This window comes from Pseudomonas cedrina subsp. cedrina (genome assembly GCF_001983175.1).
GTDB classification, from domain to species: domain Bacteria; phylum Pseudomonadota; class Gammaproteobacteria; order Pseudomonadales; family Pseudomonadaceae; genus Aquipseudomonas; species Aquipseudomonas cedrina.
In genome coordinates, this window is record NZ_MNPW01000001.1 from 177,974 (window position 1) to 200,809 (window position 22,836).

The following is a 22,836-nucleotide window of genomic DNA, read 5'->3' on the forward strand; positions in this document are numbered from 1 at the left end:
TTATTCTCCACGCAGGGCTGACATCAGCCCTTTGAATTTGCTGTTGAGCAGGGTAAAGCTGGCTTGGAAGTTCACCGAGTTCTCGGCGTAAGCCGATTGCTCCAGCTGGGCGTCGACGGTGTTCTGGTCGATCGACGGCTGCATCGGCGTGCGATACAGCAGCGACTCGTCACCATTGCTCAGGCCTTGCGCTTCGATATGACGGTTGTTGGTCATGTTCAAGGCGAAGGTGCCATTCTTGGTCTTGTCCTGCTGTGCGGCGAGCACGGCGGAGAAGTCCAGGTCCCGAGCCTTGTAGTTCGGGGTGTCGGCATTGGCAATGTTGTTGGCCAGGACTTCGGCGCGCTGGGCGCGGAAGCCCAGGGCTTGTTCGTGGATACCGAGCGCTTTATCGAAGCTGATGCTCATGGCGGAAACCTTTAGGCTGACCTGCTGTTCGTTAACAGGGTTATAGCAAGGCGCATGCCAATTCTGAGAGAGCCCGTATTCCGGGGCTATGCGGGGAGATTGCCGGCGGCGATGCCAGAAAAGCGGCAAAGGGTTTCCGCGTGGCGCCAGTAAAGCGGCAATGGAGAGTTGCCGCTATTGGGGAAATTGCCGCAAAAAAAGTGGGAGCGGGCTTGCTCGCGAATGCGGTGTGTCAGTCAACTTATCTATGACTGATCCACCGCATTCGCGAGCAAGCCCGCTCCCACATTTAGATTTGCATACTATTTAGCCTGGTAAATGATCCCAGGGCTGCACTGCACCATCTGGTAATGGTCCGGCAAACCGTTCAGCGCTTCGGAAGCACCGAGGAACAGGTAACCGCCGCGCTTGAGCGTGCCGTGGATGCGCAGCAGGATGTCTTTCTTCACCTCGGCCGAGAAGTAGATCAGCACGTTACGGCAGAACACCATGTCGAACTTGCCCAGGCTGGCGTAGCTGTCGAGCAGGTTGAAGGAGCGAAACTCCACACGGCTCTTGATCGGCGCCTTGATCGCCCAGCGCCCCGCCCCTTTCGGATCGAAGTAACGCTGCAGGCGCTCCTGGGACAAACCGCGGCCCAAGGCCAGGCTGTCGTACTCACCGGTCTTGCAATTGGTGAGCATGGTCCCGGACAAGTCGGTGGCCACGATTTGCGCCCCGGCCTTCAACTGGCCCATGTTGGTCCGCTCGAACTCATCGATCGACATGGAAATCGAGTACGGTTCCTGCCCCGAGGAACATGCGGCCGACCAGATGCGCAGGCGCTGGCCCGGGCTGGCCTTGATGGCTTCCGGCAGCACTTTGCTCTTGAGCACCTCGAAGGGGTAGGTGTCGCGAAACCACAAGGTTTCGTTGGTGGTCATGGCATCGACCACCATCTCCTTGAGACCGCTGCGTGGCTGGCCCTGGATCCGCTGAACCAATTCGCTGAGGGACTTGATGCCCTGCTGCTCCATCAGTTTATTGAGACGGCTGGAAACCAGGTATTGCTTGTTTTCACCGAGCAATATGCCACAGGCTTTTTCCAGGAATACCCGGAACTGTTCAAAATCCAAATTACCTGTAGACACTGATACCGCCTCTAAAAAAACGTGTGACCGCCAGGGGAAAAAACCCTAGCTGTGATCTGCTGCCTTGATCCGATCAACGACCCGGGATGCCAGGTCATCAGGACGGAATTTGGCCAGGAAGTCATCGGCACCGACCTTCTTGACCATCGCCTGGTTGAATACACCCGACAATGAAGTATGCAGGATGATATGCAATTTTTGCATGCGCGGGTCGCTGCGTATCTCGGCCGTGAGGGTGTAGCCGTCCATTTCCGGCATCTCGATGTCGGAAATCATCATCAAGAATTCTTCTTCGGGCTTCTTGCCTTCATCGACCAATTTGCGCAGGTAATCCAGCGCCTGACGGCCATCATTGAGGGCCACCACCTCCACGCCGACCGTTTGCAGGCAACGCGTCACCTGCTTACGCGCCACCGAGGAGTCGTCCACCGTCAGTACGCGCAGGGAGATTGCCTTGTGCGCCGTGTCGGCATCGACCACACCGACCGAGATCGTTTCCGACGTTGGCGCCACTTCGGCCAGAATTTTCTCGACGTCGATGATTTCCACCAACTGGTTATCAACCCGCGTCACGGCCGTGAGGTAGTGATCGCGGCCAGTGCCCTTGGGTGGCGGATGGATCTCTTCCCAGTTCATGTTGACGATGCGTTCCACCGAGCGCACCAGGAAACCCTGGGTCTTGGTGTTGTACTCGGTAATGATCACGAACGGGTTCTCGCGGTCCTGCAAACCCGCCGAACCGGTGGCCAGGGCCAGGTCAAGAATCGGGATCGTCGCGCCACGGATACTGGCAACGCCACATACCACCGGACTGGACTTGGGCATGATCGTCAGCTTGGGGCATTGCAACACTTCCCGCACCTTGAACACGTTGATGCCATATAGCTGCTTGCCATCGAGGCGAAAAAGCAACAACTCCAGGCGATTCTGCCCTACCAGCTGTGTGCGCTGGTTTACTGAATCCATTACTCCTGCCATGCCCAGACTCCTACGCTAAAACCTTTGGGGGTGCGACGCGCACCCAACACGAAACGGCACGAGCTTTGCTATTTACTAGATCATGGATATTAAAACGACGGTTTCCCGACGCCCCACCCTGATACGGTTTTGCAGATGCCTCTGCGTACCGCTGGCGCTGCTTGCCTTGGGCCTGGGCGCCACGGCCCGCGCTGATAACGTCACACTGCCTGATGTACTTATCGGCGTCACTCAGGGCTTTCTTGAGTTCACTGTAGAAGATTATCTGGCGACCACACAGACGCCGGGGCGTTATGAAATCCAGGTCAGCCAGTTGGACCCGCGCCTGCGCATGCCAATGTGCGACAAGGAATTGACAGCCACCCTGGAAAGTCCCGCCCAGCCCATCGGCCGCGTGACGGTCAAGGTGCGCTGCGAAGGCGCCTCGCCCTGGACCGTGTTCGTGCCGGCCCAGGTCAAGTTGTTCCGCGATGTGGTGGTGGTTGCGCGCCCGCTCAAGCGCACCGGCATCATCGGTTTTGAGGACGTCGTGTTGCGCGAACGGGACATCAGCATGATCAGCCAGGGCTACCTGACTTCCGTTGATCAGGCCGTCGGGCAGAAACTGACCCGACCAGTGGTCACCGACCAAGTGATTACCCTGGTACATCTTGAGCAGGCCGAAGTGATTCGCAAGGGTGACCAGGTGGTGATTTCCGCCAGCAGTGGCGGGTTGAACGTAAAAATGCCGGGTGAAGCGCTGGCCAACGGTGGCATGAGCGAGCAGATCCGGGTCAAGAACCTCAACTCCAACCGCGTGATCAAGGCGCGGGTCACAGCCCCAGGGCAAGTGGAGGTCGCTTTATAGATCACTGGTACAGGACGCCGGCATTTCCTACACTGTGCACGAGAAGTCCCGTGTGGAGATTTATTGTCATTCGCGCCTAAAGTTTGTTTGGGTATGGCCGAAAACATGGCAAGCGTCCAAATACCCAGAGGTTTTTTGATCATGGTCATCGATTTCAGCCGTTTAAATAACACCCCGACGACGTCAGGCACTGCGCGTACTACCGGCAAGGAAAACGTAGAAGCCAAGGCCCCGCCACTGCCCGCCAAGGCAGAACAGGCGAGCGCCAGCCAGAGCGGGGAGTCCGTACACCTGAGCAATGAGGCTCAACAGTTGCAGAAGGTCACTGACTCGCTGCGCGATCAACCGGTGGTCAATAAAGCCCGTGTGGCCGAATTGAAACAGGCAATCGCCGATGGCAGCTATAAAGTCGACAGCAACCGTGTAGCCAGCAAGCTGCTCAATTTCGAAGCCGAGCGCTAGGCAAAGGCCTGCGCCGGGCTTTTGGACGCTTAAACCCCAAGGCCAGCCATGCATCACGACGAAAATCTGCTTCAACTGATCCTTGATGATCTTGAGCCGACGCAACAACTGCTCGAGTTGCTCAAGGAAGAATCCCTGGCGCTCTACGGCCGGGACATGCCGCTGCTGGAAGAAATTCTGGCGCGCAAGCAGTCGCTGATTGTCCTGCTGGAACAGCACGGCAAAAAACGCAGCCAGATCCTTATCAGCCTGGGCCTGCCGGCTGACCATGACGGCCTGGCGCAACTGGCCAGCCACTCCTCGGTCGGCGATCAATTGCTCGCCCAGAGTAAAGAACTCAATCAACTGCTCAGCCAGTGCCAGGAAGCCAACCTGCTCAACGGCCAGTCGATCCAGCTTCAACAAGCTACGACCGCCAACCAGTTGCGCATACTTCACGGCGGCGAGCCTCCAGCGCTCTACAACGCGCAGGGTTCCACCTCGCGCCTGGTCAAGCCAAGCACCCGCAGCCAAGCCTGACGCGGGTTTTACAGCGTGGCCTATCCAAGGCGCGCCACATACTGGCAGAATGCCTGCTCTCGCGTGTAGTCGTATTTTGTCTGGAGATGGAAGAACCGTGTTCAACGCCCTTAATGCGGAAGATGCCCCGCAGCCCCCCAAGGTCCTCACCACGCCTCTGGAAATCGCCAGCACCTTGCGGATGCTGCAAGAAAGTCACGACCCGCTGATCATCACCTTCCACGAACGCAGCCAGCGCTTCCAGAGCTATTTGGTGGACGTGGACCGTGACGGCCACAAGCTGATTCTGGATGAGATGATTCCCCGCGACGGTGAACGCCATCTCGAAAGCGGCGAACCCTTTCGCATCGAAGGTTTCCACGACGGCGTGCGTGTCGCCTGGGAAAGCAAAGGCACCCTCACCGTCAGCGAAAAAGACGGCCACCGTGTCTACACCGGCAGCATGCCTGACGAGGTGGTCTACCATCAGCGTCGCAATGCCTTCCGCGCCGCCCTGAAGCTGGCGCAACTGATCAACATCGAACTCGATGGCGAGAAGCTCCAGCTGCCTGTGCGCGGCAAACTCCTGGATATTTCCGCCACCGGTTGCAAACTGCGCTTTGAGGGGGACATTTCCGAGCGCCTGCAGCTGGGCCAGGTCTACGAGCGCTTCATGGCCGCCCTGCCCTTTGGCAGCATGACCACCTCGGTCGAGCTGCGCTACCTGCACTTCGAAGAACGGATCAACATTACCTTCGCCGGCGTGCGCTTTCACAACATGAGCGGCCTGGTGCAGCGTCAAGTCGAACGTTTTGTCTACCAGCTGCAACGCGAAGCGCGGCGCTTCGACAAAGACGACGATTTTTAACCTGAAATCGCGATAAAAAAACGGGCGGTTCCTGATGGGAACCGCCCGTTTTTGCGTTCAGGGGCGCGCCCTGCTCAAGTCATGCGGATGCTCTTCGGGACCCAGCGGCTCCGGCGGCCCTTCGAAGGGCGGCTCATCGGTCGATGGCTGCGCATCGTCTTGCGGTTCCGGGTCGGGCACGCTCACCTGCATCTGCTCCTGCACCACCTGCTCGTCTACCCGTGGATCGAGCGCAGCCACCAACGGCGAACTGGACATGCTGTCGGGCATTGCCACGTGATGCAGCGGCGCGTCTTCCACCTGATGCAGGTTGGTGACGGCTTTGGGGCGGATTCGCCATACCAGGATCAGCGCGCACAGGCTGAAAAACGCATACAGCATCTGGTTGCCGAAGAGCTTCATGATTACCCCGGCCAGCAGCGGCCCGATGCTGGCGCCGATGCCATAGGTCACCAACAGCATGGCCGTCAGCGATACCCGGCGATCACCTTCCACATGGTCGTTGGAGAACGCCACGGCCAGCGGGTACAGGCAGAATTGCACCAGCGAACATAGGAAGCCCGCCACGAACAGCACCTCCAGCGGCACGTGGGTCATGATCGCCAGGGGCAGTGCCGCCACGGCCAGGCACAAGGCAAAGCAGCGGATCAACAGCGCTCGGTCATACCGGTCCGATAACCAGCCCAACGGCCACTGCACCAACAGGCCGGCAAAAATGCAGCTACCCATGAACAAACCGACCTGCTCGGTCGTCAGCCCTTGCTGGGACGCATACAGCGGCGCCAGGCCGTAGAATGAGCCGACGATCAACCCGGCCCCCAGCACCGTACTCAGCGACTGCGGCACGCGCTTGATAAAGAAGCGCGGTTCCATCGGCGCAGGATGCAGCGCCGCCGGGTGAATGCGCCGGGTCATTGCCACCGGCACAAGGCACAGGGCAAAGCACAGCGCTACCAGCATCAACAGCTCGAGGCCAAGCTGGGGATGCAGCACCAGGATCAATTGCCCCAGCACCAGGCCGAGGTAGGACGCGATCATGTACAGGCTGAACACCACGCCACGCTGCTTGGCGTCCGCCTGCTCATTGAGCCAGCTTTCGATGACCATGTACTGGCACATCATCCCCAGGCCCACGATCACCCGCAACACGATCCAGGCTGGCAGCCAGTCGACCAGGCCGTGGCCCAGCACCGCCGCGCCGACGATGCCGGCACAAGTGGCGTAGGCCCGGATGTGCCCGACCCGAGCAATCAGGCGGTGCCCGATCTTGCCACCCAGCACCAAACCAAAGTAGTTGGCGGCCATCAGCGCACCCACCCACAGGCTGTCGACATTGTCGGCCGCCAGGCGCAAAGCCAGGTAAGTGCTGAGCAGGCCGGAGCCGATCAACATCATCAAGGACGCGAAATAAAGGGCTCGAAAAGATTTCCAGATCTGGCGCATCGGCGTTCCGAGCGGCTCCTTGCGGTAAGAATCAGGGCTATCGGCATGATAGTCCGCGGTAGTCAGTTCCGGACAGGCGGTTTGCGCCGTTCCGGGGATTATTTTGCCTACAGCTCAGACGCTGCCCGGCTGCTTGCAAGGTACATGGATTGCGATAAATACACTGCGCACGTGCTGTGAACCCTGAACATCGGCAAGGTTCGACCCGAGTGTGAAAAGCGCGCACAAAAAAGCCCTGCCAGAAGGTCTGGGCAGGGCTTTTGGATCTGGTGTCCCAGGGCCGGTTCGAACGGCCAACCTTCCCCTTAGGAGGGGGATGCTCTATCCAATTGAGCTACTGGGACAAGTGACAGCCGCGGCGCCAAGTGCGCGGCGACGGACGGCGTGCATGTTAACGGCCAAGGTGGGTTTTGTCATGTCGTCCTTAGGCTTTTTGAATGTAGGCCGCTCCCTGCACAAGCGAGCATGGTTTGGCCCCGCAAATACTGGCGCTTGAGACCGTCGTGCAAAATGCACTGCTGCACGACACCCGCATTGCAAATTGCAACCTTCCGGTCATTCATACAACCATTAAGCCATTGATTTTATTGGTTTATTACCTTGGCACGACAACTGCAATACTTCTCCTACAAATCCAGCCAGCCACGACGTTAAGCGGAGAACATGACCATGAACAGTGCCTTTCTGTTAGCCCTCAACACCGTAGCCCTGGCTGCATTGGTAACCTTTCACTTTCAATCGTCCGGCAATAACGATCCTGCGCAGCTCAGCCAGGCGGTGCCACACCACTTGCAGCAGCGTCCGCAACTAGCGGTGATGACGCCAAACGCACAGCTGCCGGTACGTGTGACCCAAGGCACTCAGCAAGCGCCTGCATCCGAACACTGGGTTTTCTGAGGAAGTTGGTGATGAGCAAATTTGCCTGGCTGTTTATGTGCCTGACCGCGTTCACCGGTCTTCTGGGTTTGAACGCTGAGTCGCAAGACGGCCAGACCACCGCATTTATCGCCAGCGGCGTATTTGCCAGCCTGTTCCTGCTGACCCTGATCATGGGTCGTCGCTTCAAGTTCGACCCCATCCTGCGCTGAACCCCCTCCGCTACCTTATGTCGCCTCGCCCTCGCTAATCGGCAAATTGCCACTAGTCTTAAAGCTAGGGGCAAAAGGCCACTTTGCGATAGGATGTGCGGCCTCAAACCCTGTGGTGGCCTGGACTTGCGAGAAGTTCCCTCAGGGAATCGCGCGTAGCCCGGTTTTCCAACCAGTCCGCAAAAATGCAAATGAGTGCTGGCATAAAGCCTTTAGTCAGTTCAATATTTGTCACAGAATTGACGCCAAGGAACTGGCAAATCTGAGGCATGATGCGGCCTCTTTGCAATTCGGGTTGAACTTTGGTCGTGAGTCTTGTCTTAACACTCATCTTGCGGCCAATTCCAGAAACCGCTCCCCTGAACTAACCGGTTAAATATATGCGCCCATTGAAACAGGCAATTTATTCCAGCCGTACGGCTGACAAGTTCGTCGTACGTCTGCCAGACGGAATGCGGGAACGCATTGCCGAGGTGGCTCGCAATCATCACCGCAGCATGAACTCCGAAATCATCGCGCGCCTGGAACAAAGCCTCATTCAGGAAGGTGCCTTGGGCGAAGAGTTGAGCATGCGCCTGGACAGCCCCGAGCTGTCGCTGCACGAACGCGAACTGCTGCAGCGTTTTCGTCAGCTCTCCCACCGTCAGCAAAATGCTCTCGTCTCGCTTATCGCGCATGACGTCGAGGCGGCCGCAGAAGCCAATTGATTCGCGACTGAAAGCCGAAGCCAGCTAAATGCTGGCTTTTTTTTGCGTGGAATTTGAGGGGGCAGCCGTAGGAGCGAGCTTGCTCGCGAAAAACTTGAGTGCGCGGCAGGCAGTCAGGGTTTACGCGTTATCGTTGACGATCTTCGCTGGCAAGCCAGCTCCTACAGGGGAGCCGGCCAGCGTGCAGGGTTTAGAGCAGGAAGATGGTAGCCAGGCCCAGGAAGATGAAAAAGCCACCACTGTCGGTCATGGCGGTGATCATCACGCTGGCACCCATGGCAGGGTCACGCCCAATGCGGGCCAGGGTCATCGGGATCAACACGCCCATCAGCGCCGCCAGCAGCAGGTTGAGGGTCATGGCGGCCGTCATGACCACGCCGAGTGACCAGCTGCCATACAACAAATAGGCCACCACGCCGATCACCCCACCCCAGACCAGGCCATTGATAAGGCCCACGGCCAGCTCTTTGCGCAGCAGGCGCGAGGAGTTGGCGGTACTCACCTGATCCAGCGCCATGGCGCGCACAATCATGGTGATGGTCTGGTTACCGGAGTTACCGCCAATACCGGCCACGATCGGCATCAACGCCGCCAGGGCGACCAGTTTCTCGATCGAGCCTTCAAACAAGCCGATCACCCGGGAAGCGATAAACGCGGTAATCAGGTTGACCGCCAGCCAGGCCCAGCGGTTACGCAGCGAACGCCAGACGGATGCGAAAATATCTTCCTCTTCACGCAGACCCGCCATGTTGAGGACTTCGGTTTCACTCTCTTCACGAATCAGGTCGACGATTTCATCGATGGTCAAACGGCCAATCAATTTGCCGTTCTTGTCCACCACCGGCGCCGAGATCAAGTCATAACGCTCGAATGCCTGCGCGGCATCGTAGGCGTCTTCATCCGGATGGAAACTCACGGTGTCGCTGGCCATCAGGTCCGCAACTTTCTTGTCCGGGTCGTTGACCAGCAGGCGCTTGATCGGCAGGACGCCCTTCAGGATGCCTTCGTAATCGACCACGAACAGCTTGTCGGTATGGCCGGGCAGCTCCTTGAGACGACGCAGGTAACGCAGGACCACTTCCAGGCTGACATCTTCGCGGATGGTGACCATCTCGAAGTCCATCAGCGCGCCGACCTGATCGTCGTCGTACGACAACGCCGAGCGCACGCGCTCACGCTGCTGAGTGTCCAGCGCTTCCATCAGCTCATGGACAACATCACGGGGCAGTTCAGGCGCCAGGTCGGCCAGTTCGTCGGCGTCCATCTCCTTGGCGGCGGCCAGGAGCTCATGATCGTCCATGTCGGCGATCAGGGTTTCACGGACCGAGTCGGATACTTCAAGCAGGATATCGCCGTCACGGTCGGCCTTGACCAACTGCCAGAGGGCCAGTCGATCATCCAGCGGCAAGGCTTCGAGAATATAGGCGACGTCGGCGGAGTGCAGGTCATCGAGCTTGCGTTGCAGCTCAACGAGGTTTTGCCGGTGAACCAGGTTTTCGACCAGGTTGTTATTCGGGCCTTCCTGGCGATGCGTGAGGTCTTCGACCACGCGCTGGCGCTGCAGCAACTCGATGACTTGAGCCAGGCGATCCTGCAGGCTTTCTTGTGTTTTCTTTACTTCTACTTCGGTCATAGGCGAACTCCACTCCCAGCAGCGGGGCACGCCGGAAGGATCAATCAGTCAATTCATGATTGGTAAAACGGGGTACTGAGCAGCTACTGGGTAAGTCCATGGAGGTATTCCACAAGCCCCGGCGGGGCTGACGGGCGCAATGATACACCGCCCGGCCACTTTAAACGTCAAAAAACTGGAAAGAACAAGCGCTTGCGAGCCAATGCTGAGCAATGGCTGCATCTATGAACTGCGACGACGCAGCGGGGAGGGAAAACACATGGGAGCGCGCGCAAAAGAGAAAATCCTACACAAACTCCAGACGGCAAAAAGCCCGCACTTGGCGGGCTTTTTGTTTGTATGGTGCACTCGACAGGATTCGAACCTGTGACCGCTCGGTTCGTAGCCGAGTACTCTATCCAGCTGAGCTACGAGTGCAGATTGTGTTTTTAGACCAGATCACAACTGGTTGTAACCGAATCACCTGCATCACTGCAACTGACTCTTAAATGGTGCACTCGACAGGATTCGAACCTGTGACCGCTCGGTTCGTAGCCGAGTACTCTATCCAGCTGAGCTACGAGTGCATTTGTTGCCGCGCATTATAGGCCGTTCAATCTCTATGTAAAGCTATTTTTTCGAGCAATTTCAATAACTTACCGAAAAAACCAGATTGCAACGTACTAAGCAAATAATGGCGGAGAACGGGGGATTCGAACCCCCGACACCCTTTTGAGGTGTACTCCCTTAGCAGGGGAGCGCCTTCGGCCACTCGGCCAGCTCTCCGCAACACGGGGCGTATATTAACCACGTTCATCCCCGTTTGCAAACATAAAAAACGATAAAAATTAAAGGCTTGGTTCTTCGTCCTTCTCTTTCTTGATCCGCAGGTAAATTTCCTCGCGGTGCACCGCCACCTCTTTCGGAGCGTTAACCCCGATACGTACTTGATTGCCTTTGACGCCGAGCACGGTCACGGTGATTTCGCCATCACCGATAATCAGGCTTTCTGCGCACCGACGAGTCAGAATCAGCATACCTTTCTCCTCACGCATTTCATTTCAGGAACAACAGTCTGCAAAAAACGGCTTTCGACCTACAGCCAAAAGGCCATAGCCCTACCCGCCCAAGTATTGTCGAGCGCGCGTAAAAGAACATGCGCCCTACAAAAAAAGGAAAGGCGCGGTAAACCGCGCCTTCCTGGCACTGCCTTACTCGCCCTGTCGGGCCGGAGCGTCCAGCTCAAAAGCGGTATGCAACGCGCGTACTGCCAGCTCCAGATACTTCTCTTCGATGACCACCGAGACTTTGATTTCCGACGTGGAGATCATCTGGATATTGATGCTTTCCTTGGCCAGGGCCTCGAACATGCGGCTGGCAACGCCGGCATGGGAACGCATGCCCACGCCCACGATCGACACCTTGGCAATCTTGGTGTCGCCCACCACTTCCCGCGCGCCGATTTCCTTGGCAGTGTTCTGCAGGATCCGTTCTGCCGCATCGTACTCGTTACGGTGCACGGTGAAGGTAAAATCGGTGGTGTTATCGTGCGACACGTTCTGCACGATCATGTCGACTTCGATGTTCGCGCCGCTGATAGGGCCCAGGATCTTGAATGCCACGCCCGGGGTGTCTGGCACGCCACGGATAGTCAGCTTGGCTTCATCACGGTTGAAAGCGATACCGGAAATGATCGGCTGTTCCATGGATTCCTCTTCATCAATAGTAATGAGGGTGCCCGGACCCTCTTTGAAGCTGTGCAATACGCGCAGCGGAACGTTGTACTTGCCGGCGAACTCCACCGCGCGGATCTGCAACACCTTGGAACCGAGGCTGGCCATTTCCAGCATCTCTTCAAAAGTGATCTTGTCCAGGCGCTGGGCCACAGACACTACACGCGGATCGGTAGTGTAGACGCCATCCACATCGGTGTAGATCTGGCATTCGTCCGCTTTCAGCGCCGCTGCCAGCGCCACGCCGGTGGTGTCAGAACCGCCACGCCCGAGGGTGGTGATGTTGCCTTGCTCGTCCACGCCCTGGAAGCCCGCTACAACTACCACGCGGCCTGCTTTGAGATCCGTACGGATTTTCTGATCATCGATCTGCAGGATACGCGCCTTGGTATGCGCGCTGTCGGTGAGGATGCGCACCTGGCTGCCCGTGTAGGACACCGCCGGCACACCGCGCTTGTTCAGCGCCATGGCCAGCAAGGCAATGGTCACCTGTTCGCCGGTGGACACGATCACATCCAGCTCACGCGGCAGCGGCTGTTGATCACCACTGATTGCCTTGGCCAGGTCGATCAGGCGATTGGTCTCGCCGCTCATGGCTGACAGCACCACCACCAGATCGTCGCCGGCATCGCGGAATTTCTTAACCTTGTCGGCCACCTGCTCGATTCTTTCAACAGAGCCGACCGAGGTACCTCCAAATTTCTGTACGATCAAAGCCATTTCTAAGCCGCCTCAGCCCGTAAAGGGGCGCCTGATAACCAATCAACCAGCACCGAACCTGCCCGCGACTGGACCACGGGCCGGTTAACAGTGCCTTAAATACCTGCCTCGACAAACGGCACGGTCAGGGCCAGGGCTGCGTCCAGGGCGCCGGCGTCTACACCACCGCCTTGCGCCATGTCCGGACGACCACCGCCCTTCCCGCCCACTGCCGCGGCGGCTTGCTTCATCAAATCACCAGCCTTGAGTTGGCCAGTCAGGTCCTTGGTTACACCGGCAACCAGAACGACCTTATCCTCATGGACACTGCCGAGCAGGATCACTGCGCGGCCGAGCTTGTTCTTCAACTGATCGACCAAGGCTAACAGCGCCTTGCCGTCCTGACCGTCCAGGCGTGCGGCTAAGACCTTCACATCCTTGACGTCCACCGCGGCAGACGACAGATCGTCGCCCGCGGCGCTGGCCGCCTTGGCTTGCAACTGCTCCAGCTGTTTCTCCAGGGCACGGTTGCGCTCCAGCACGGCGGACAGCTTGTCGATCAGGTTGTCGCGGCTGCCCTTGACCAGGCTGGCCGCCTCCTTGAGTTGTTCTTCCGCCGCATTGAGGTAGGCCAGGGCCGCAGCGCCGGTTACTGCCTCGATACGCCGCACACCGGACGCCACGCCACCTTCGCTGATGATTTTCAGCAGGGCGATGTCGCCGGTACGGTTGGCGTGGATACCGCCGCACAGCTCCACCGAGAAACTGCCGCCCATGCTCAGTACGCGTACGTTGTCGCCATACTTCTCGCCGAACAGCGCCATGGCGCCCTTGGCCTTGGCGGTCTCGATATCGGTTTCTTCGGTTTCCACCGGGGTGTTCTTGCGAATTTCTGCGTTGACGATATCTTCCAGCGCCTTGATCTGCTCGGGCTTGATCGCCTCAAAGTGGCTGAAGTCGAAGCGCAGGCGCTGGCTGTCCACCAACGACCCCTTCTGCTGGACGTGTTCGCCCAGTACCTGGCGCAGTGCAGCGTGCAGCAAGTGGGTGGCCGAGTGGTTCAGCGCGGTGGCATGGCGCACCTCGGCGTCCACCTGGGTCTCCACCGGCGCACCGACGGTCAGGCTGCCCGACGCCAACACGCCGTGGTGCAGGAACGCGCCGCCGGTTTTGGTGGTGTCACGCACATCAAAACGACCGGAAGCCGCCTTGAGGAAACCGCAGTCGCCAATCTGGCCACCGGATTCGGCATAGAACGGGGTCTGGTCCAGGACCACCACACCGTCATCGCCTTCATTCAAGACGTCGACCGACTGGCCTTCCTTATAAAGCGCAACCACTTTGGCCGAACCGCCGGTGGCCTTATAGCCGGTGAATTCGGTGGCCACGTCGACCTTGACCAGCGTGTTGTAGTCCAGGCCAAAAGCGCTGGCGGAACGCGCACGCACGCGTTGGGCTTCCATCTCGCGCTCGAAACCGGCCTCATCGATGGTCAGCTCGCGCTCACGGGCGATGTCGGCGGTCAGGTCCATCGGGAAACCGTAGGTGTCGTAGAGCTTGAACACTACGTCACCCGGCACCACGGTGCCTTTGAGCTCGGCCAGGTCCTGCTCCAGAATTTTCAGGCCGTGTTCCAGGGTCTTGGAGAACTGCTCTTCCTCGGCCTTGAGCACGCGCTCGATGTTGCCCTGTTGCTGCTTGAGTTCCGGGAAGGCGTCGCCCATCTCGGCCACCAGCGCGGCCACGATCTTGTAGAAGAAGCTGCCGGTGGCGCCCAGCTTGTTACCGTGACGGCAGGCGCGACGGATGATGCGGCGCAGCACATAGCCACGGCCTTCGTTGGACGGCAGCACGCCGTCGGCGATCAGGAAGCCGCAGGAGCGGATGTGGTCCGACACCACCTTGAGCGAAGACTGGCTTTCGTTGGCGCAGCCAATGGCCGCCGCCGAGGCGCTCAACAGGTTGGTGAACAGGTCGATTTCATAGTTGGAATGAACGTGCTGCATCACCGCACTGATCCGCTCCAGGCCCATGCCGGTGTCGACCGACGGCGCCGGCAGCGGATGCAACACGCCATCGGCGGTGCGGTTGAACTGCATGAACACGTTGTTCCAGATCTCGATGTAACGGTCACCGTCTTCTTCCGGCGAGCCTGGCGGGCCACCCCAGATATCGTCGCCGTGATCATAGAAAATCTCGGTGCACGGGCCGCACGGGCCGGTATCGCCCATGGTCCAGAAGTTATCCGACGCGTAGGGCGCACCTTTGTTGTCGCCGATACGGATCATGCGCTCGGCAGGTACACCGATTTGCTGGGTCCAGATGTCATACGCTTCGTCGTCCGTGGCGTACACGGTGACCCAGAGTTTTTCCTTGGGCAGCTTCAGCACGCCGGTGAGGAAGGTCCAGGCGAACGTGATCGCGTCTTTCTTGAAATAGTCACCGAAGCTGAAGTTACCCAGCATTTCGAAAAATGTGTGGTGGCGGGCGGTGTAACCGACGTTTTCCAGGTCACTGTTCTTGCCGCCGGCGCGTACGCACTTCTGGCTGCTGGTGGCGCGGGTGTAGGCGCGCTTTTCCTGGCCCAGGAAGCAGTCCTTGAACTGGTTCATCCCCGCGTTAGTGAACAGCAGGGTAGGGTCATTGCCTGGGATCAAGGAGCTGGAGGCGACACGGGTGTGACCTTGCTCTTCGAAGAAGCGAAGGAAGGCTTCACGGATTTCTGCGCTTTTCATTAGGTTCTTCCACGGAGGCTGCGGCCAAAGGCCAGTGCGCAACATCATCAGACGGAGCGACGGCAAAGGGCCGCATTATATCGGCCCTTTGCCGGTGGTACAGCGTGTTTATACGATTGAAACGTTCAATTGGACGGTCTGCACGGTCATTTACGCGAAAACTCGACGAATGCCTGCACCACTTGCTCAATCTGCGCCCGGCTCACATCCATGTGCGTGACCATGCGCAGGCGTGGCGCAACGCTCAACTTGATCGCGCGCTCGGCGGCGAAGGTCTTCAAGGCATCGGCCCGATCACCGATCTGCACATAGACCATGTTGGTCTGCACCGGCTCGACTTCATAGCCGGCCTGGCGCAGCTCATCGCCCAGCCACTGCGCATTGGCATGGTCGTCGGCCAGGCGCTGGACCTGGTGATCCAGCGCGTAAAGCCCCGCCGCCGCGAGGGAGCCAGCCTGGCGCATGCCACCACCGACCATCTTGCGCAGGCGCCGGGCCTTGGCGATCAGCGCCGTGGAACCGCACAACACCGAGCCAATCGGCGCGCCGAGGCCTTTGGACAGGCACACCGACACCGAATCAAAGTGCCGCGCTATCTCGCGCGCATCCACGCCCAGCTTGACCGCTGCGTTGTAGAGCCGCGCGCCATCCAGATGCAGGGCCAGGCCATGTTCACGGGTAAACGCCCGCGCCTGGGCCAGGTAATCCAGCGGCAATACCTTGCCTTGCATGGTGTTTTCCAGCGCCAGCAAACGGCTGCGGGCAAAATGGAAATCGTCCGGCTTGATGGCCGCCAGTACCTGGTCCAGGTCAAGGGAACCGTCCGCCTGCACCTCCAGCGGCTGCGGCTGGATCGAACCCAGCACCGCTGCACCACCGCCTTCGTATTTGTAGGTGTGGGCCTGCTGGCCGACGATGTATTCCTCGCCGCGTTCACAATGGGCCATCAACGCCAACAGGTTGCTCATGGTACCGGTGGGCACGAACAGCGCGGCGGCAAAGCCCAGGCGCCTGGCCAGTTCGGCTTCCAGGCGATTGACGCTGGGGTCCTCGCCATACACGTCATCGCCGCTGGCGGCCGTGGCCATTGCGTCGCGCATGCCGGGAGTGGGTTGGGTCACGGTGTCGCTGCGCAGGTCAATCACGGACATGAATCAAGCCTCTGGCGATTTGGATAAGTGCCTCATGGAGATGATTACTGCGGGCAAAACCACGGAATATCAAGCCCCGGCTGCATTCAATCGAATACCAACCAAACAAACCGATATAGCTTATCGATAGAGCGCTCGTGCAGTTTTCGAAAAACCGTGTTAAAAACGCTTCGCCACCAGGGTTCTGGCGGCAACGTTCTCAGGGCGGGGTGCAATTCCCCACCGGCGGTAATTACACGCAATGTGTATAGCCCGCGAGCGCTTGGCGCCTCGAACTGCTCACGCAGGACGGCGACAAGGTCAGCAGACCCGGTGTGATCCCGGGGCCGACGGTCATAGTCCGGATGAAGAGAGAACGGGATTGGCACCTAAGGGCCGCGCACCTCGTGTGCTTGCGTACTCTTAAATCCCATTCGATTCATAACGCCCTGTTTTTTTCTTAAACAGGAGTCAGAACATGCAACCCACCGCAATCGACAGCAAGAGCAAAAACCACCACGGCGAGCGCGTCGCGTTTATCCAGGCCTGCTGGCACAAGGATATTGTCGACCAATCCCGTAAAGGCTTCCTCGCCGAAATGATCGCCCAGGGCTACCAGGAATCGGACATCGATTTCTTCGAAGTCGGCGGTGCCTTTGAAATGCCCCTGCACGCCAAGCTGCTGGCCAAGACCGGCCGTTACGCCGGTATCGTCGCCGCCGCGCTGGTGGTGGATGGCGGGATCTACCGTCACGAGTTCGTCGCCCAGTCGGTGGTCAGCGGCCTGATGCAGGTGCAGTTGGAGACTGAAGTGCCGGTGTTCTCGGTATCGTTGACGCCGCATCACTTCCATGCCGGGACCGAGCATCACACCTTTTTCTACGAGCACTTCGTGCACAAGGGCCAGGAAGCAGCGCGCACCTGCGCCGATACGCTGCACAAGGTCCGTGCGATCCGTCGCAGCGAGCCGCGTGCTGTAGCGGTATAAGCAACACCGCACACCCAAATGTGGGAACAGGCTTGTGTGGGAGCTGGCTTGCCTGCGATGCGGGCACCTCGGTCTATCAGTCACACCGAGGTGATGCTATCGCAGGCAAGCCAGCTCCCACATTGGTCCCGGTAAGCCTCAAGATCTAAGCCAAGCCCGCATCCGTGGTCGGCACGATCAATATTCCCGCGCGCAAACCGTTCTTCACCTTCGGGTTGGGGAAGATGATACGTGCGCCCTCTTCTTCGATGACCCAGCGGGTCTTGGCCACGTCTTCGGCCAGCAGATAACCCTTTTCCAATTCCGAAAAGTTCTCGACGTCCGCCGGCAGGTGCAGCAGGAAGGCGTCACTGTGCTTGATCACTTCACGCGCCACGGCGAACAGCTGCATACCGTCAAGGCTGTCGGTCTCGGGCTCGGTGCCTTCGATGATCTGCTTGAGGCGCAGCTCCAGGCGTGAAACATCCACCCCCTCGTTGTGCCCGAACGGCCGCGCCTTGCCCAGTTCCAGGGTGAAGGCCTCAGCCTCCAGCTGTTCGTAGGTAAACGCGGTGAAGGTGATCGACGCTTTGTTCTGCAACAGCACCGCTTGCATGCCGGCGGCGTGCAGGCGCGCCAGTTCACGACGTGAGTGCTGGCGGCCTTCCTTCCACGGGTACAGCGCAAACTGCTCGATCTTAGAGCCGCGAATGGCCGTGTGCAGGTCGTAATGCAGGCGCGAACGATCAGGCTGGTTGAAGAAACTGCGGGCCAATTGCTCAAGCTCGGCGGCACGCATGGCTTCGGGGCCGATGTTTTTTTCGTGACGGCCGTTGAACAGCCGGTTGATGTCCAGCTCGAGGTAGCGCTCGCCGCGGCGCATGGCCTCGGGGTTGCCGAACAGGAACAGAATACGGGCGCGAGGCTTGATCTCCCCACGGGCGATGCCATGCAACAGGCGGTCGAGCAGTTCGATCGGCGCCGTTTCGTTGCCATGGATGCCGGACGACAGCAGCAGGTCGCTGCCATTGTCCCGGGCCTGCGGCGGACGCACTTCAAGCGCGCCCTCGCTGAGCCAGCGCATCTGCACGCCGTCGACAGTCAGTTGAATTTTTTGCGCCGGTTCGCGACCGGCGAGGGTCAGTTCAAGCAATTTGCCGAGGGCGAGCATACGCAGCTTCCTTAGTGGTTGCAGCCTGGGCCGTGGACGTGATCGTCGTCATCACCTTCAACCTCGGCCGGTTCCATTTCCAGTTGCAGGCTCATCAGGTTGGTGGCCAGTGGGCGCATCAGCAGGTTGGCGTACTCGGCGTCGCCTTCTTCCACGTCCACACCGATCAGCAGTTGGCCACGGCCGTCGTGCTGGATCCAGATCTCCTTGCCCTGCCAGACCACGGCGACGCGGGTGCAGGAGGTTTCCAGCTGGGTGCCGTCGGTGTCTTCAAGGATCAGTTTCAGGGTGTCGGTCATAAATAAAATATCTCAGCCACGTGGCGTTAATTGATCTGGAAAGGATAAACCGAGCCCAGTTTAAGGATTTGCGTCAGTTCATCCAATGCCGTGCGGCACTCAAGCAGCAATTGCGGGTCAGCCAGGTCGGTTTCGCGCAGGCTGTCGCGGTAGTGCTTGTCGACCCATTGGGTCAGGGTGTCGTACAACGGCGCGGTCATGATAACGCCTGGGTTCACCGCCGCCAGTTCCGTTTCGTTCAGCGCCACGCGCAAGCGCAGGCACGCCGGGCCACCGCCGTTCTGCATGCTCTGCTTGAGGTCGAAGACTTTCACTTCGCGGATCAAGCCGCCGGCAGCGGTCAGGCCTTGCAGGTAGTTCCACACGCGCTGGTTGGCGCGGCATTCTTCCGGCACGATCAGCAGCATCGAGCCATCAGGGCGCGTCAGCAACTGGCTGTTGAACAGGTAGGAACGCACCGCGTCCTCGACGCTGACCAAGGCGCGCGGCACGCAGACGGCCTGGAAGTTGCCGCCCAGCTTGCCCAGTTTGCCCTGCAACTCGGCGAGCATCTGTTCGGTATTGAGGAACGCGTCCTCGTGATAGAACAGCACTTCGCCGTTGCCCACCGCGATCACGTCGTTGTGGAACACACCGGCATCGATCACTGCCGGGTTCTGCTGGGCGTAGACCACGCCGTCGTCCTTCAGGCCGTGCAGACGCGCAACGGCCTGGGACGCTTCGAGGGTCTGGCGCGCCGGGTACTTCTGCGGCGCTGGGTAACGGGGGTCGAATGCGCTGCGGCCGAACACGAAAAATTCAACGCCCGCCTCGCCGTATTCACGGCAGAAACGCGTGTGGTTGGCCGCGCCCTCGTCGCCGAACTGCGCCACCGCCGGCAAGGCGGCGTGGTGGGCGAAGTGTCTGGCGTCGGCAAACATCGCCCCGAGCACGCGGCTGGTGGTCGGATGTTCGATGCTGCGGTGGTATTTGCAGTTGAGGTTGGCGGCGGTGAAATGCACGCGGCCGTCTGCCGTGTCGGCGCTGGGGCTGACGGTGGCGGCATTGGCGACCCACATGCTCGAGGCGGAGCAGCTGGCAACCAGCAACGGCATGGCGTGCCTGGCCGCTTGCTCGATCACCTGGGCGTCGGTGCCGCTGAAACCAAGGGTGCGCAAGGCAGCCACATCAGGACGTTCCTGGGGCGCCAGAATCCCTTGCACGAAGCCCATGTCCATCAGGGCCTTCATTTTCTGCAGGCCCTGCAACGCCGCTTCCCTGGGGTTGGAATGCTGCTGGCTGTTGCTCTGGGAGGCGACGTTGCCAAAGGACAACCCGCCGTAGTTATGGGTCGGCCCCACTAGACCGTCAAAATTGACTTCATAGGATTTCATCGGCGAGGCTCCACGAACATCTGTTTTTATAGGCTTCAAATTACTTGAATACACCATTGGTCACTGTGGGAGCTGGCTTGCCTGCGATGCAGGCGACTCGGTCTGTCAGTCAGACCGAGGTGATGCCATCGCAGGCAAGCCAGCTCCCACACAAGCCAGCTCCCACATTAGATCGGTGTCACTCTCACTTGAGCGTAATACCCGGGGTCAGTGTGGCTGGCACCACCAAACTCGGGGTCTCCAGCGACGCCACCGGATACGCGCAATAATCCGCCGCGTAATAAGCACTGGCGCGGTGGTTGCCCGAGGCCCCTACCCCGCCAAACGGCGCGGTGCTGGCGGCGCCGGTCAGCTGTTTGTTCCAGTTGACGATACCGGCGCGGCTTTCCAGCCAGAACTGCTGGTAGCGCGCTTCGGAATCCGACAGCAGCCCCGCGGCCAAGCCGTATTGAGTGTTGTTGGCCTCGGCGATCGCCGCTGCAAAATCCGCGTAGCGGATCACCTGCAACAGCGGGCCGAACAACTCTTCGTCTTCGCGCTCGGTCACGGCGGTCACGTCGATGATGCCAGGCGTCAGTAACGCGGCCTGGTGCCGGGGCTGAGTCATTTCCAGCAGCGCTACGGCGCCATTGGCCAACATCAATTCCTGGGCGTCCATCAAGGCCTTGGCGGCGCCGAGGGAGATCACCGAGCCCATGAACGGCGGCGGTTGCTGGTCGAACGCGCCCACTTCAATCGTCGCGCTCACCGCCACCAGGCGCGCCAGCAAGGCATCGCCCCAAGCGCCTTCCGGTACCAGCAGGCGGCGTGCGCAGGTGCAGCGCTGGCCAGCGGAGATAAATGCCGACTGGATGATGGTGTACACGGCCGCATCCACATCAGCGACTTCGTCGACCACCAGCGGGTTGTTGCCGCCCATTTCCAGGGCCAGGATCTTGTCCGGACGCCCGGAAAACTGCTGGTGCAGATGATTGCCGGTGCGGCTGGAACCGGTGAAAAACAAACCGTCGATACCAGGGTTGGCCGCCAGGGCGATGCCGGTTTCCCGCGCGCCTTGCAGCAGGTTCAACACACCTGCCGGCAAACCGGCGTCGATCCAGCACTGTACGGTCAGCTCGGCGACTTTCGGCGTGAGTTCGCTCGGCTTGAACAGCACGGTGTTACCCGCGAGCAGCGCCGGGACGATATGCCCGTTCGGCAAATGGCCAGGAAAGTTGTAAGGGCCGAACACCGCCACCACACCGTGGGGCTTGTGGCGCAATACCGCGGTGGCATCGCCCAGGGGGCCGCTCTTTTCGCCGGTGCGTTCGCGGTAGCTTTGCACCGAGATGGCGATCTTGTTGGCCATGCTGGTGACTTCGGTGGCCGATTCCCACAGCGGCTTGCCGGTTTCCTCACCGATGCAACGGGCGATTTCATCGGCGCGTTTTTTCAGGACAGCGGCGAAGGTTTCCAGCACGCCGATGCGATCTTCCAACGAACGTCGAGCCCAAGCGGGGAACGCCTGGCGCGCGGCCTGCACGGCAGACTCGACCTGCTCGGCCGTGGCGCTGTTGCCGGCCCACAGCACTTGCTGGGTCACCGGGTTACGCGATTCAAACAGTTCACCCTGGCCGGCCAGCCAGCTACCTGCGATATACAACGAATTCATTATTTCGACTCCCGAGCTGCGGACAACGGTACGGCGCGCACTTGATCGCCAACCACCAACTGGAGGCGCTTGGCCGTCTGAGGATCGACCACCAGCGTACCTGCGGCCAGGCGGGCCGGTGCGGCCGTGATGCGGCAGTCTTCGCGCTTGCGGTTATGGATCAGGAACGGCGTGGCGTCGTCCCCTGGCGTGCCGATGGCGAGCACCAGCGACTGGCTGTCGCGCACCGCACGGATCTTGCTGGTTTCGCATTCCACCGCAGGGCCCGCATCGAAAATATCGACATAGCCCTGGTAGCTGAAGCCTTCGCTCTTGAGCATGCTCAGCGCCGGTTCGGTATCCGGATGCACCTTGCCGATCACGTTGCGCGCGTCTTCGGAGAGGAAGCAGCTGTACAGCGGAAACTTCGGCATCAGCTCAGCGATAAACGCCTTGTTGCCCACGCCGGTGAGGTAGTCGGCCTGGCTGAATTCCATCTTGAAGAAATGCCGACCCAGGCTTTCCCAGAACGGCGAACGCCCGGCGTCGTTGGACACACCGCGCATCTCGGCGATGATCTTGTTGCCAAACAGTTGCGGGAATTCGGCGATGAACAACATCCGCGCCTTGGCCAGCATGCGGCCATTGAGGCCGGTGCGGTAATCGGCGTGCAGGAACAACGAGCACAGTTCGGAGTTGCCGGTGAGGTCGTTGGCCAGGAACAGCGTCGGGATCTCGCGGTAGATATTCAGCTCCTGGGAGGCGCTGACGGTCAGGCCGACCCGGAAGTTGTACCACGGCTCACGCAGGCCGACCGCGCCGGCAATCGCGGAAATGCCCACCACCCGGCCTTCGTCGTTTTCCAGCACGAACAGGTAGTCGGCATCGCCCCGCCCGGCGTCGCCGCGAAAGGTTTTTTCGGCCCAGCCCACGCGGTGGGTCAGGCGTTCCTCGTTGGCCGGCAAGGTGGTGAGGCCGGTGCCGGTGCTGCGCGCCAGGTCGATCAGGGCCGGTAAATCGCTGCTGCGTACGGGACGAACAATCATGCTATCTCCTCA

At 59.7% G+C, this 22,836-nt stretch carries 22 protein-coding genes, 4 tRNA genes and 1 riboswitch; of the genes, 8 read left to right on the plus strand and 18 right to left on the minus strand.

The window, feature by feature from the left end; translation table 11 throughout:
* The 3 genes from flgB to BLL36_RS00875 all read right to left on the minus strand — a co-directional run bounded on the left by flgB (position 1) and on the right by BLL36_RS00875 (position 2,516).
* Positions 1-408 carry a flagellar basal body rod protein FlgB gene (gene flgB / locus BLL36_RS00865; RefSeq protein ID WP_049711905.1) on the minus strand — a complete coding sequence of 136 codons (408 nt, stop codon included), beginning with the start codon at positions 406-408 and terminating at the stop codon, positions 1-3.
* Between the two features lie 302 nt (positions 409-710).
* Positions 711-1,538 carry a protein-glutamate O-methyltransferase CheR gene (gene cheR / locus BLL36_RS00870; RefSeq protein WP_076949605.1) on the minus strand — a complete coding sequence of 276 codons (828 nt, stop codon included), beginning with the start codon at positions 1,536-1,538 and terminating at the stop codon, positions 711-713.
* A gap of 45 nt (positions 1,539-1,583) precedes the next feature.
* Positions 1,584-2,516, minus strand: coding sequence for a chemotaxis protein CheV (locus BLL36_RS00875; protein ID WP_076949606.1), 933 nt, complete (start codon positions 2,514-2,516; stop codon positions 1,584-1,586).
* Positions 2,517-2,598: 82 nt separating this feature from the next.
* Here BLL36_RS00875 and flgA point away from each other — a divergent pair, with 82 nt between their 5' ends.
* The 4 genes from flgA (at position 2,599) to BLL36_RS00895 (ending at position 5,191) form a co-directional block, all read left to right on the plus strand.
* Positions 2,599-3,363 (plus strand): flagellar basal body P-ring formation chaperone FlgA, encoded by a 765-nt coding sequence (gene flgA, locus BLL36_RS00880; RefSeq protein WP_076949607.1) that lies wholly within the window; start codon positions 2,599-2,601, stop codon positions 3,361-3,363.
* A 141-nt stretch (positions 3,364-3,504) separates the two neighbouring features.
* Positions 3,505-3,825 carry a flagellar biosynthesis anti-sigma factor FlgM gene (flgM, locus tag BLL36_RS00885; RefSeq protein WP_076949987.1) on the plus strand — a complete coding sequence of 107 codons (321 nt, stop codon included), beginning with the start codon at positions 3,505-3,507 and terminating at the stop codon, positions 3,823-3,825.
* 48 nt (positions 3,826-3,873) lie between these two features.
* Positions 3,874-4,344 carry a flagella synthesis protein FlgN gene (locus BLL36_RS00890; RefSeq protein ID WP_076949608.1) on the plus strand — a complete coding sequence of 157 codons (471 nt, stop codon included), beginning with the start codon at positions 3,874-3,876 and terminating at the stop codon, positions 4,342-4,344.
* Positions 4,345-4,441: 97 nt separating this feature from the next.
* Positions 4,442-5,191, plus strand: coding sequence for a flagellar brake protein (locus tag BLL36_RS00895; protein ID WP_076949609.1), 750 nt, complete (start codon positions 4,442-4,444; stop codon positions 5,189-5,191).
* A 57-nt stretch (positions 5,192-5,248) separates the two neighbouring features.
* Here the strand turns inward: BLL36_RS00895 and BLL36_RS00900 are convergent, their stop codons facing one another.
* Both BLL36_RS00900 and BLL36_RS00905 read right to left on the minus strand, forming a co-directional pair.
* Positions 5,249-6,634 carry an MFS transporter gene (locus BLL36_RS00900; RefSeq protein ID WP_076949610.1) on the minus strand — a complete coding sequence of 462 codons (1,386 nt, stop codon included), beginning with the start codon at positions 6,632-6,634 and terminating at the stop codon, positions 5,249-5,251.
* A gap of 267 nt (positions 6,635-6,901) precedes the next feature.
* A tRNA-Arg gene (locus tag BLL36_RS00905) sits at positions 6,902-6,978 on the minus strand.
* 325 nt (positions 6,979-7,303) lie between these two features.
* Between BLL36_RS00905 and BLL36_RS00910 the strand changes: the two genes are divergently transcribed.
* The 3 genes from BLL36_RS00910 (at position 7,304) to BLL36_RS00920 (ending at position 8,429) form a co-directional block, all read left to right on the plus strand.
* Positions 7,304-7,531 carry a hypothetical protein gene (locus BLL36_RS00910; RefSeq protein ID WP_076949611.1) on the plus strand — a complete coding sequence of 76 codons (228 nt, stop codon included), beginning with the start codon at positions 7,304-7,306 and terminating at the stop codon, positions 7,529-7,531.
* Positions 7,532-7,542: 11 nt separating this feature from the next.
* On the plus strand, positions 7,543-7,722 hold the full coding sequence (locus BLL36_RS00915) for a PA3371 family protein (RefSeq protein ID WP_076949612.1): 180 nt from the start codon (positions 7,543-7,545) through the stop codon (positions 7,720-7,722).
* Positions 7,723-8,102: 380 nt separating this feature from the next.
* On the plus strand, positions 8,103-8,429 hold the full coding sequence (locus BLL36_RS00920) for an Arc family DNA-binding protein (protein ID WP_003193592.1): 327 nt from the start codon (positions 8,103-8,105) through the stop codon (positions 8,427-8,429).
* 190 nt (positions 8,430-8,619) lie between these two features.
* Here BLL36_RS00920 and mgtE read toward each other — a convergent pair whose 3' ends face one another.
* From mgtE to ltaE, 8 genes are all read right to left on the minus strand, one after another.
* Complete coding sequence (mgtE, locus tag BLL36_RS00925; protein WP_076949613.1) at positions 8,620-10,062, minus strand: magnesium transporter; 1,443 nt, start codon at positions 10,060-10,062, stop codon at positions 8,620-8,622.
* A gap of 340 nt (positions 10,063-10,402) precedes the next feature.
* Positions 10,403-10,479: transfer RNA gene (locus tag BLL36_RS00930), tRNA-Arg, on the minus strand.
* Positions 10,480-10,551: 72 nt separating this feature from the next.
* A tRNA-Arg gene (locus BLL36_RS00935) sits at positions 10,552-10,628 on the minus strand.
* 108 nt (positions 10,629-10,736) lie between these two features.
* A tRNA-Ser gene (locus tag BLL36_RS00940) sits at positions 10,737-10,827 on the minus strand.
* A gap of 62 nt (positions 10,828-10,889) precedes the next feature.
* Positions 10,890-11,078 carry a carbon storage regulator CsrA gene (gene csrA / locus BLL36_RS00945; RefSeq protein ID WP_003175645.1) on the minus strand — a complete coding sequence of 63 codons (189 nt, stop codon included), beginning with the start codon at positions 11,076-11,078 and terminating at the stop codon, positions 10,890-10,892.
* A 174-nt stretch (positions 11,079-11,252) separates the two neighbouring features.
* On the minus strand, positions 11,253-12,494 hold the full coding sequence (locus BLL36_RS00950) for an aspartate kinase (protein WP_010208327.1): 1,242 nt from the start codon (positions 12,492-12,494) through the stop codon (positions 11,253-11,255).
* A 95-nt stretch (positions 12,495-12,589) separates the two neighbouring features.
* Positions 12,590-15,208, minus strand: coding sequence for an alanine--tRNA ligase (gene alaS / locus BLL36_RS00955; RefSeq protein WP_076949614.1), 2,619 nt, complete (start codon positions 15,206-15,208; stop codon positions 12,590-12,592).
* A 146-nt stretch (positions 15,209-15,354) separates the two neighbouring features.
* Positions 15,355-16,359 carry a low-specificity L-threonine aldolase gene (gene ltaE / locus BLL36_RS00960; protein WP_076949615.1) on the minus strand — a complete coding sequence of 335 codons (1,005 nt, stop codon included), beginning with the start codon at positions 16,357-16,359 and terminating at the stop codon, positions 15,355-15,357.
* 191 nt (positions 16,360-16,550) lie between these two features.
* Positions 16,551-16,720: riboswitch (FMN riboswitch) on the plus strand.
* 96 nt (positions 16,721-16,816) lie between these two features.
* On the opposite strand from ltaE, the gene BLL36_RS00965 reads away from it, so the two are divergent.
* Positions 16,817-17,326 (plus strand): 6,7-dimethyl-8-ribityllumazine synthase, encoded by a 510-nt coding sequence (locus BLL36_RS00965; RefSeq protein WP_065874001.1) that lies wholly within the window; start codon positions 16,817-16,819, stop codon positions 17,324-17,326.
* A gap of 145 nt (positions 17,327-17,471) precedes the next feature.
* Here the strand turns inward: BLL36_RS00965 and astE are convergent, their stop codons facing one another.
* From astE to astA, 5 genes are all read right to left on the minus strand, one after another.
* Positions 17,472-18,476 (minus strand): succinylglutamate desuccinylase, encoded by a 1,005-nt coding sequence (astE, locus tag BLL36_RS00970; protein WP_076949616.1) that lies wholly within the window; start codon positions 18,474-18,476, stop codon positions 17,472-17,474.
* 11 nt (positions 18,477-18,487) lie between these two features.
* Positions 18,488-18,775 carry a topoisomerase II gene (locus BLL36_RS00975; protein WP_076949617.1) on the minus strand — a complete coding sequence of 96 codons (288 nt, stop codon included), beginning with the start codon at positions 18,773-18,775 and terminating at the stop codon, positions 18,488-18,490.
* A gap of 26 nt (positions 18,776-18,801) precedes the next feature.
* Positions 18,802-20,148 (minus strand): N-succinylarginine dihydrolase, encoded by a 1,347-nt coding sequence (gene astB / locus BLL36_RS00980; RefSeq protein WP_076949618.1) that lies wholly within the window; start codon positions 20,146-20,148, stop codon positions 18,802-18,804.
* 184 nt (positions 20,149-20,332) lie between these two features.
* Positions 20,333-21,802 (minus strand): succinylglutamate-semialdehyde dehydrogenase, encoded by a 1,470-nt coding sequence (gene astD / locus BLL36_RS00985; protein ID WP_162279256.1) that lies wholly within the window; start codon positions 21,800-21,802, stop codon positions 20,333-20,335.
* Complete coding sequence (gene astA / locus BLL36_RS00990; RefSeq protein WP_076949620.1) at positions 21,799-22,824, minus strand: arginine N-succinyltransferase; 1,026 nt, start codon at positions 22,822-22,824, stop codon at positions 21,799-21,801. Before astA ends, astD begins: the two co-directional genes overlap by 4 nt.
* Positions 22,825-22,836: the final 12 nt, after the last annotated feature.

Coding starts and splice junctions, on each gene's coding strand:
- flgB (WP_049711905.1), bottom strand. CDS start 408: ATGAGCATCAGCTTCGATAAAGCGCTCGGTATCCACGAACAAGCCCTG.
- BLL36_RS00875 (WP_076949606.1), bottom strand. CDS start 2,516: ATGGCAGGAGTAATGGATTCAGTAAACCAGCGCACACAGCTGGTAGGG.
- flgA (WP_076949607.1), top strand. CDS start 2,599: ATGGATATTAAAACGACGGTTTCCCGACGCCCCACCCTGATACGGTTT.
- flgM (WP_076949987.1), top strand. CDS start 3,505: ATGGTCATCGATTTCAGCCGTTTAAATAACACCCCGACGACGTCAGGC.
- BLL36_RS00890 (WP_076949608.1), top strand. CDS start 3,874: ATGCATCACGACGAAAATCTGCTTCAACTGATCCTTGATGATCTTGAG.
- BLL36_RS00900 (WP_076949610.1), bottom strand. CDS start 6,634: ATGCGCCAGATCTGGAAATCTTTTCGAGCCCTTTATTTCGCGTCCTTG.
- BLL36_RS00910 (WP_076949611.1), top strand. CDS start 7,304: ATGAACAGTGCCTTTCTGTTAGCCCTCAACACCGTAGCCCTGGCTGCA.
- BLL36_RS00915 (WP_076949612.1), top strand. CDS start 7,543: ATGAGCAAATTTGCCTGGCTGTTTATGTGCCTGACCGCGTTCACCGGT.
- BLL36_RS00920 (WP_003193592.1), top strand. CDS start 8,103: ATGCGCCCATTGAAACAGGCAATTTATTCCAGCCGTACGGCTGACAAG.
- mgtE (WP_076949613.1), bottom strand. CDS start 10,062: ATGACCGAAGTAGAAGTAAAGAAAACACAAGAAAGCCTGCAGGATCGC.
- csrA (WP_003175645.1), bottom strand. CDS start 11,078: ATGCTGATTCTGACTCGTCGGTGCGCAGAAAGCCTGATTATCGGTGAT.
- BLL36_RS00950 (WP_010208327.1), bottom strand. CDS start 12,494: ATGGCTTTGATCGTACAGAAATTTGGAGGTACCTCGGTCGGCTCTGTT.
- alaS (WP_076949614.1), bottom strand. CDS start 15,208: ATGAAAAGCGCAGAAATCCGTGAAGCCTTCCTTCGCTTCTTCGAAGAG.
- ltaE (WP_076949615.1), bottom strand. CDS start 16,359: ATGTCCGTGATTGACCTGCGCAGCGACACCGTGACCCAACCCACTCCC.
- BLL36_RS00965 (WP_065874001.1), top strand. CDS start 16,817: ATGCAACCCACCGCAATCGACAGCAAGAGCAAAAACCACCACGGCGAG.
- astE (WP_076949616.1), bottom strand. CDS start 18,476: ATGCTCGCCCTCGGCAAATTGCTTGAACTGACCCTCGCCGGTCGCGAA.
- BLL36_RS00975 (WP_076949617.1), bottom strand. CDS start 18,775: ATGACCGACACCCTGAAACTGATCCTTGAAGACACCGACGGCACCCAG.
- astB (WP_076949618.1), bottom strand. CDS start 20,148: ATGAAATCCTATGAAGTCAATTTTGACGGTCTAGTGGGGCCGACCCAT.
- astA (WP_076949620.1), bottom strand. CDS start 22,824: ATGATTGTTCGTCCCGTACGCAGCAGCGATTTACCGGCCCTGATCGAC.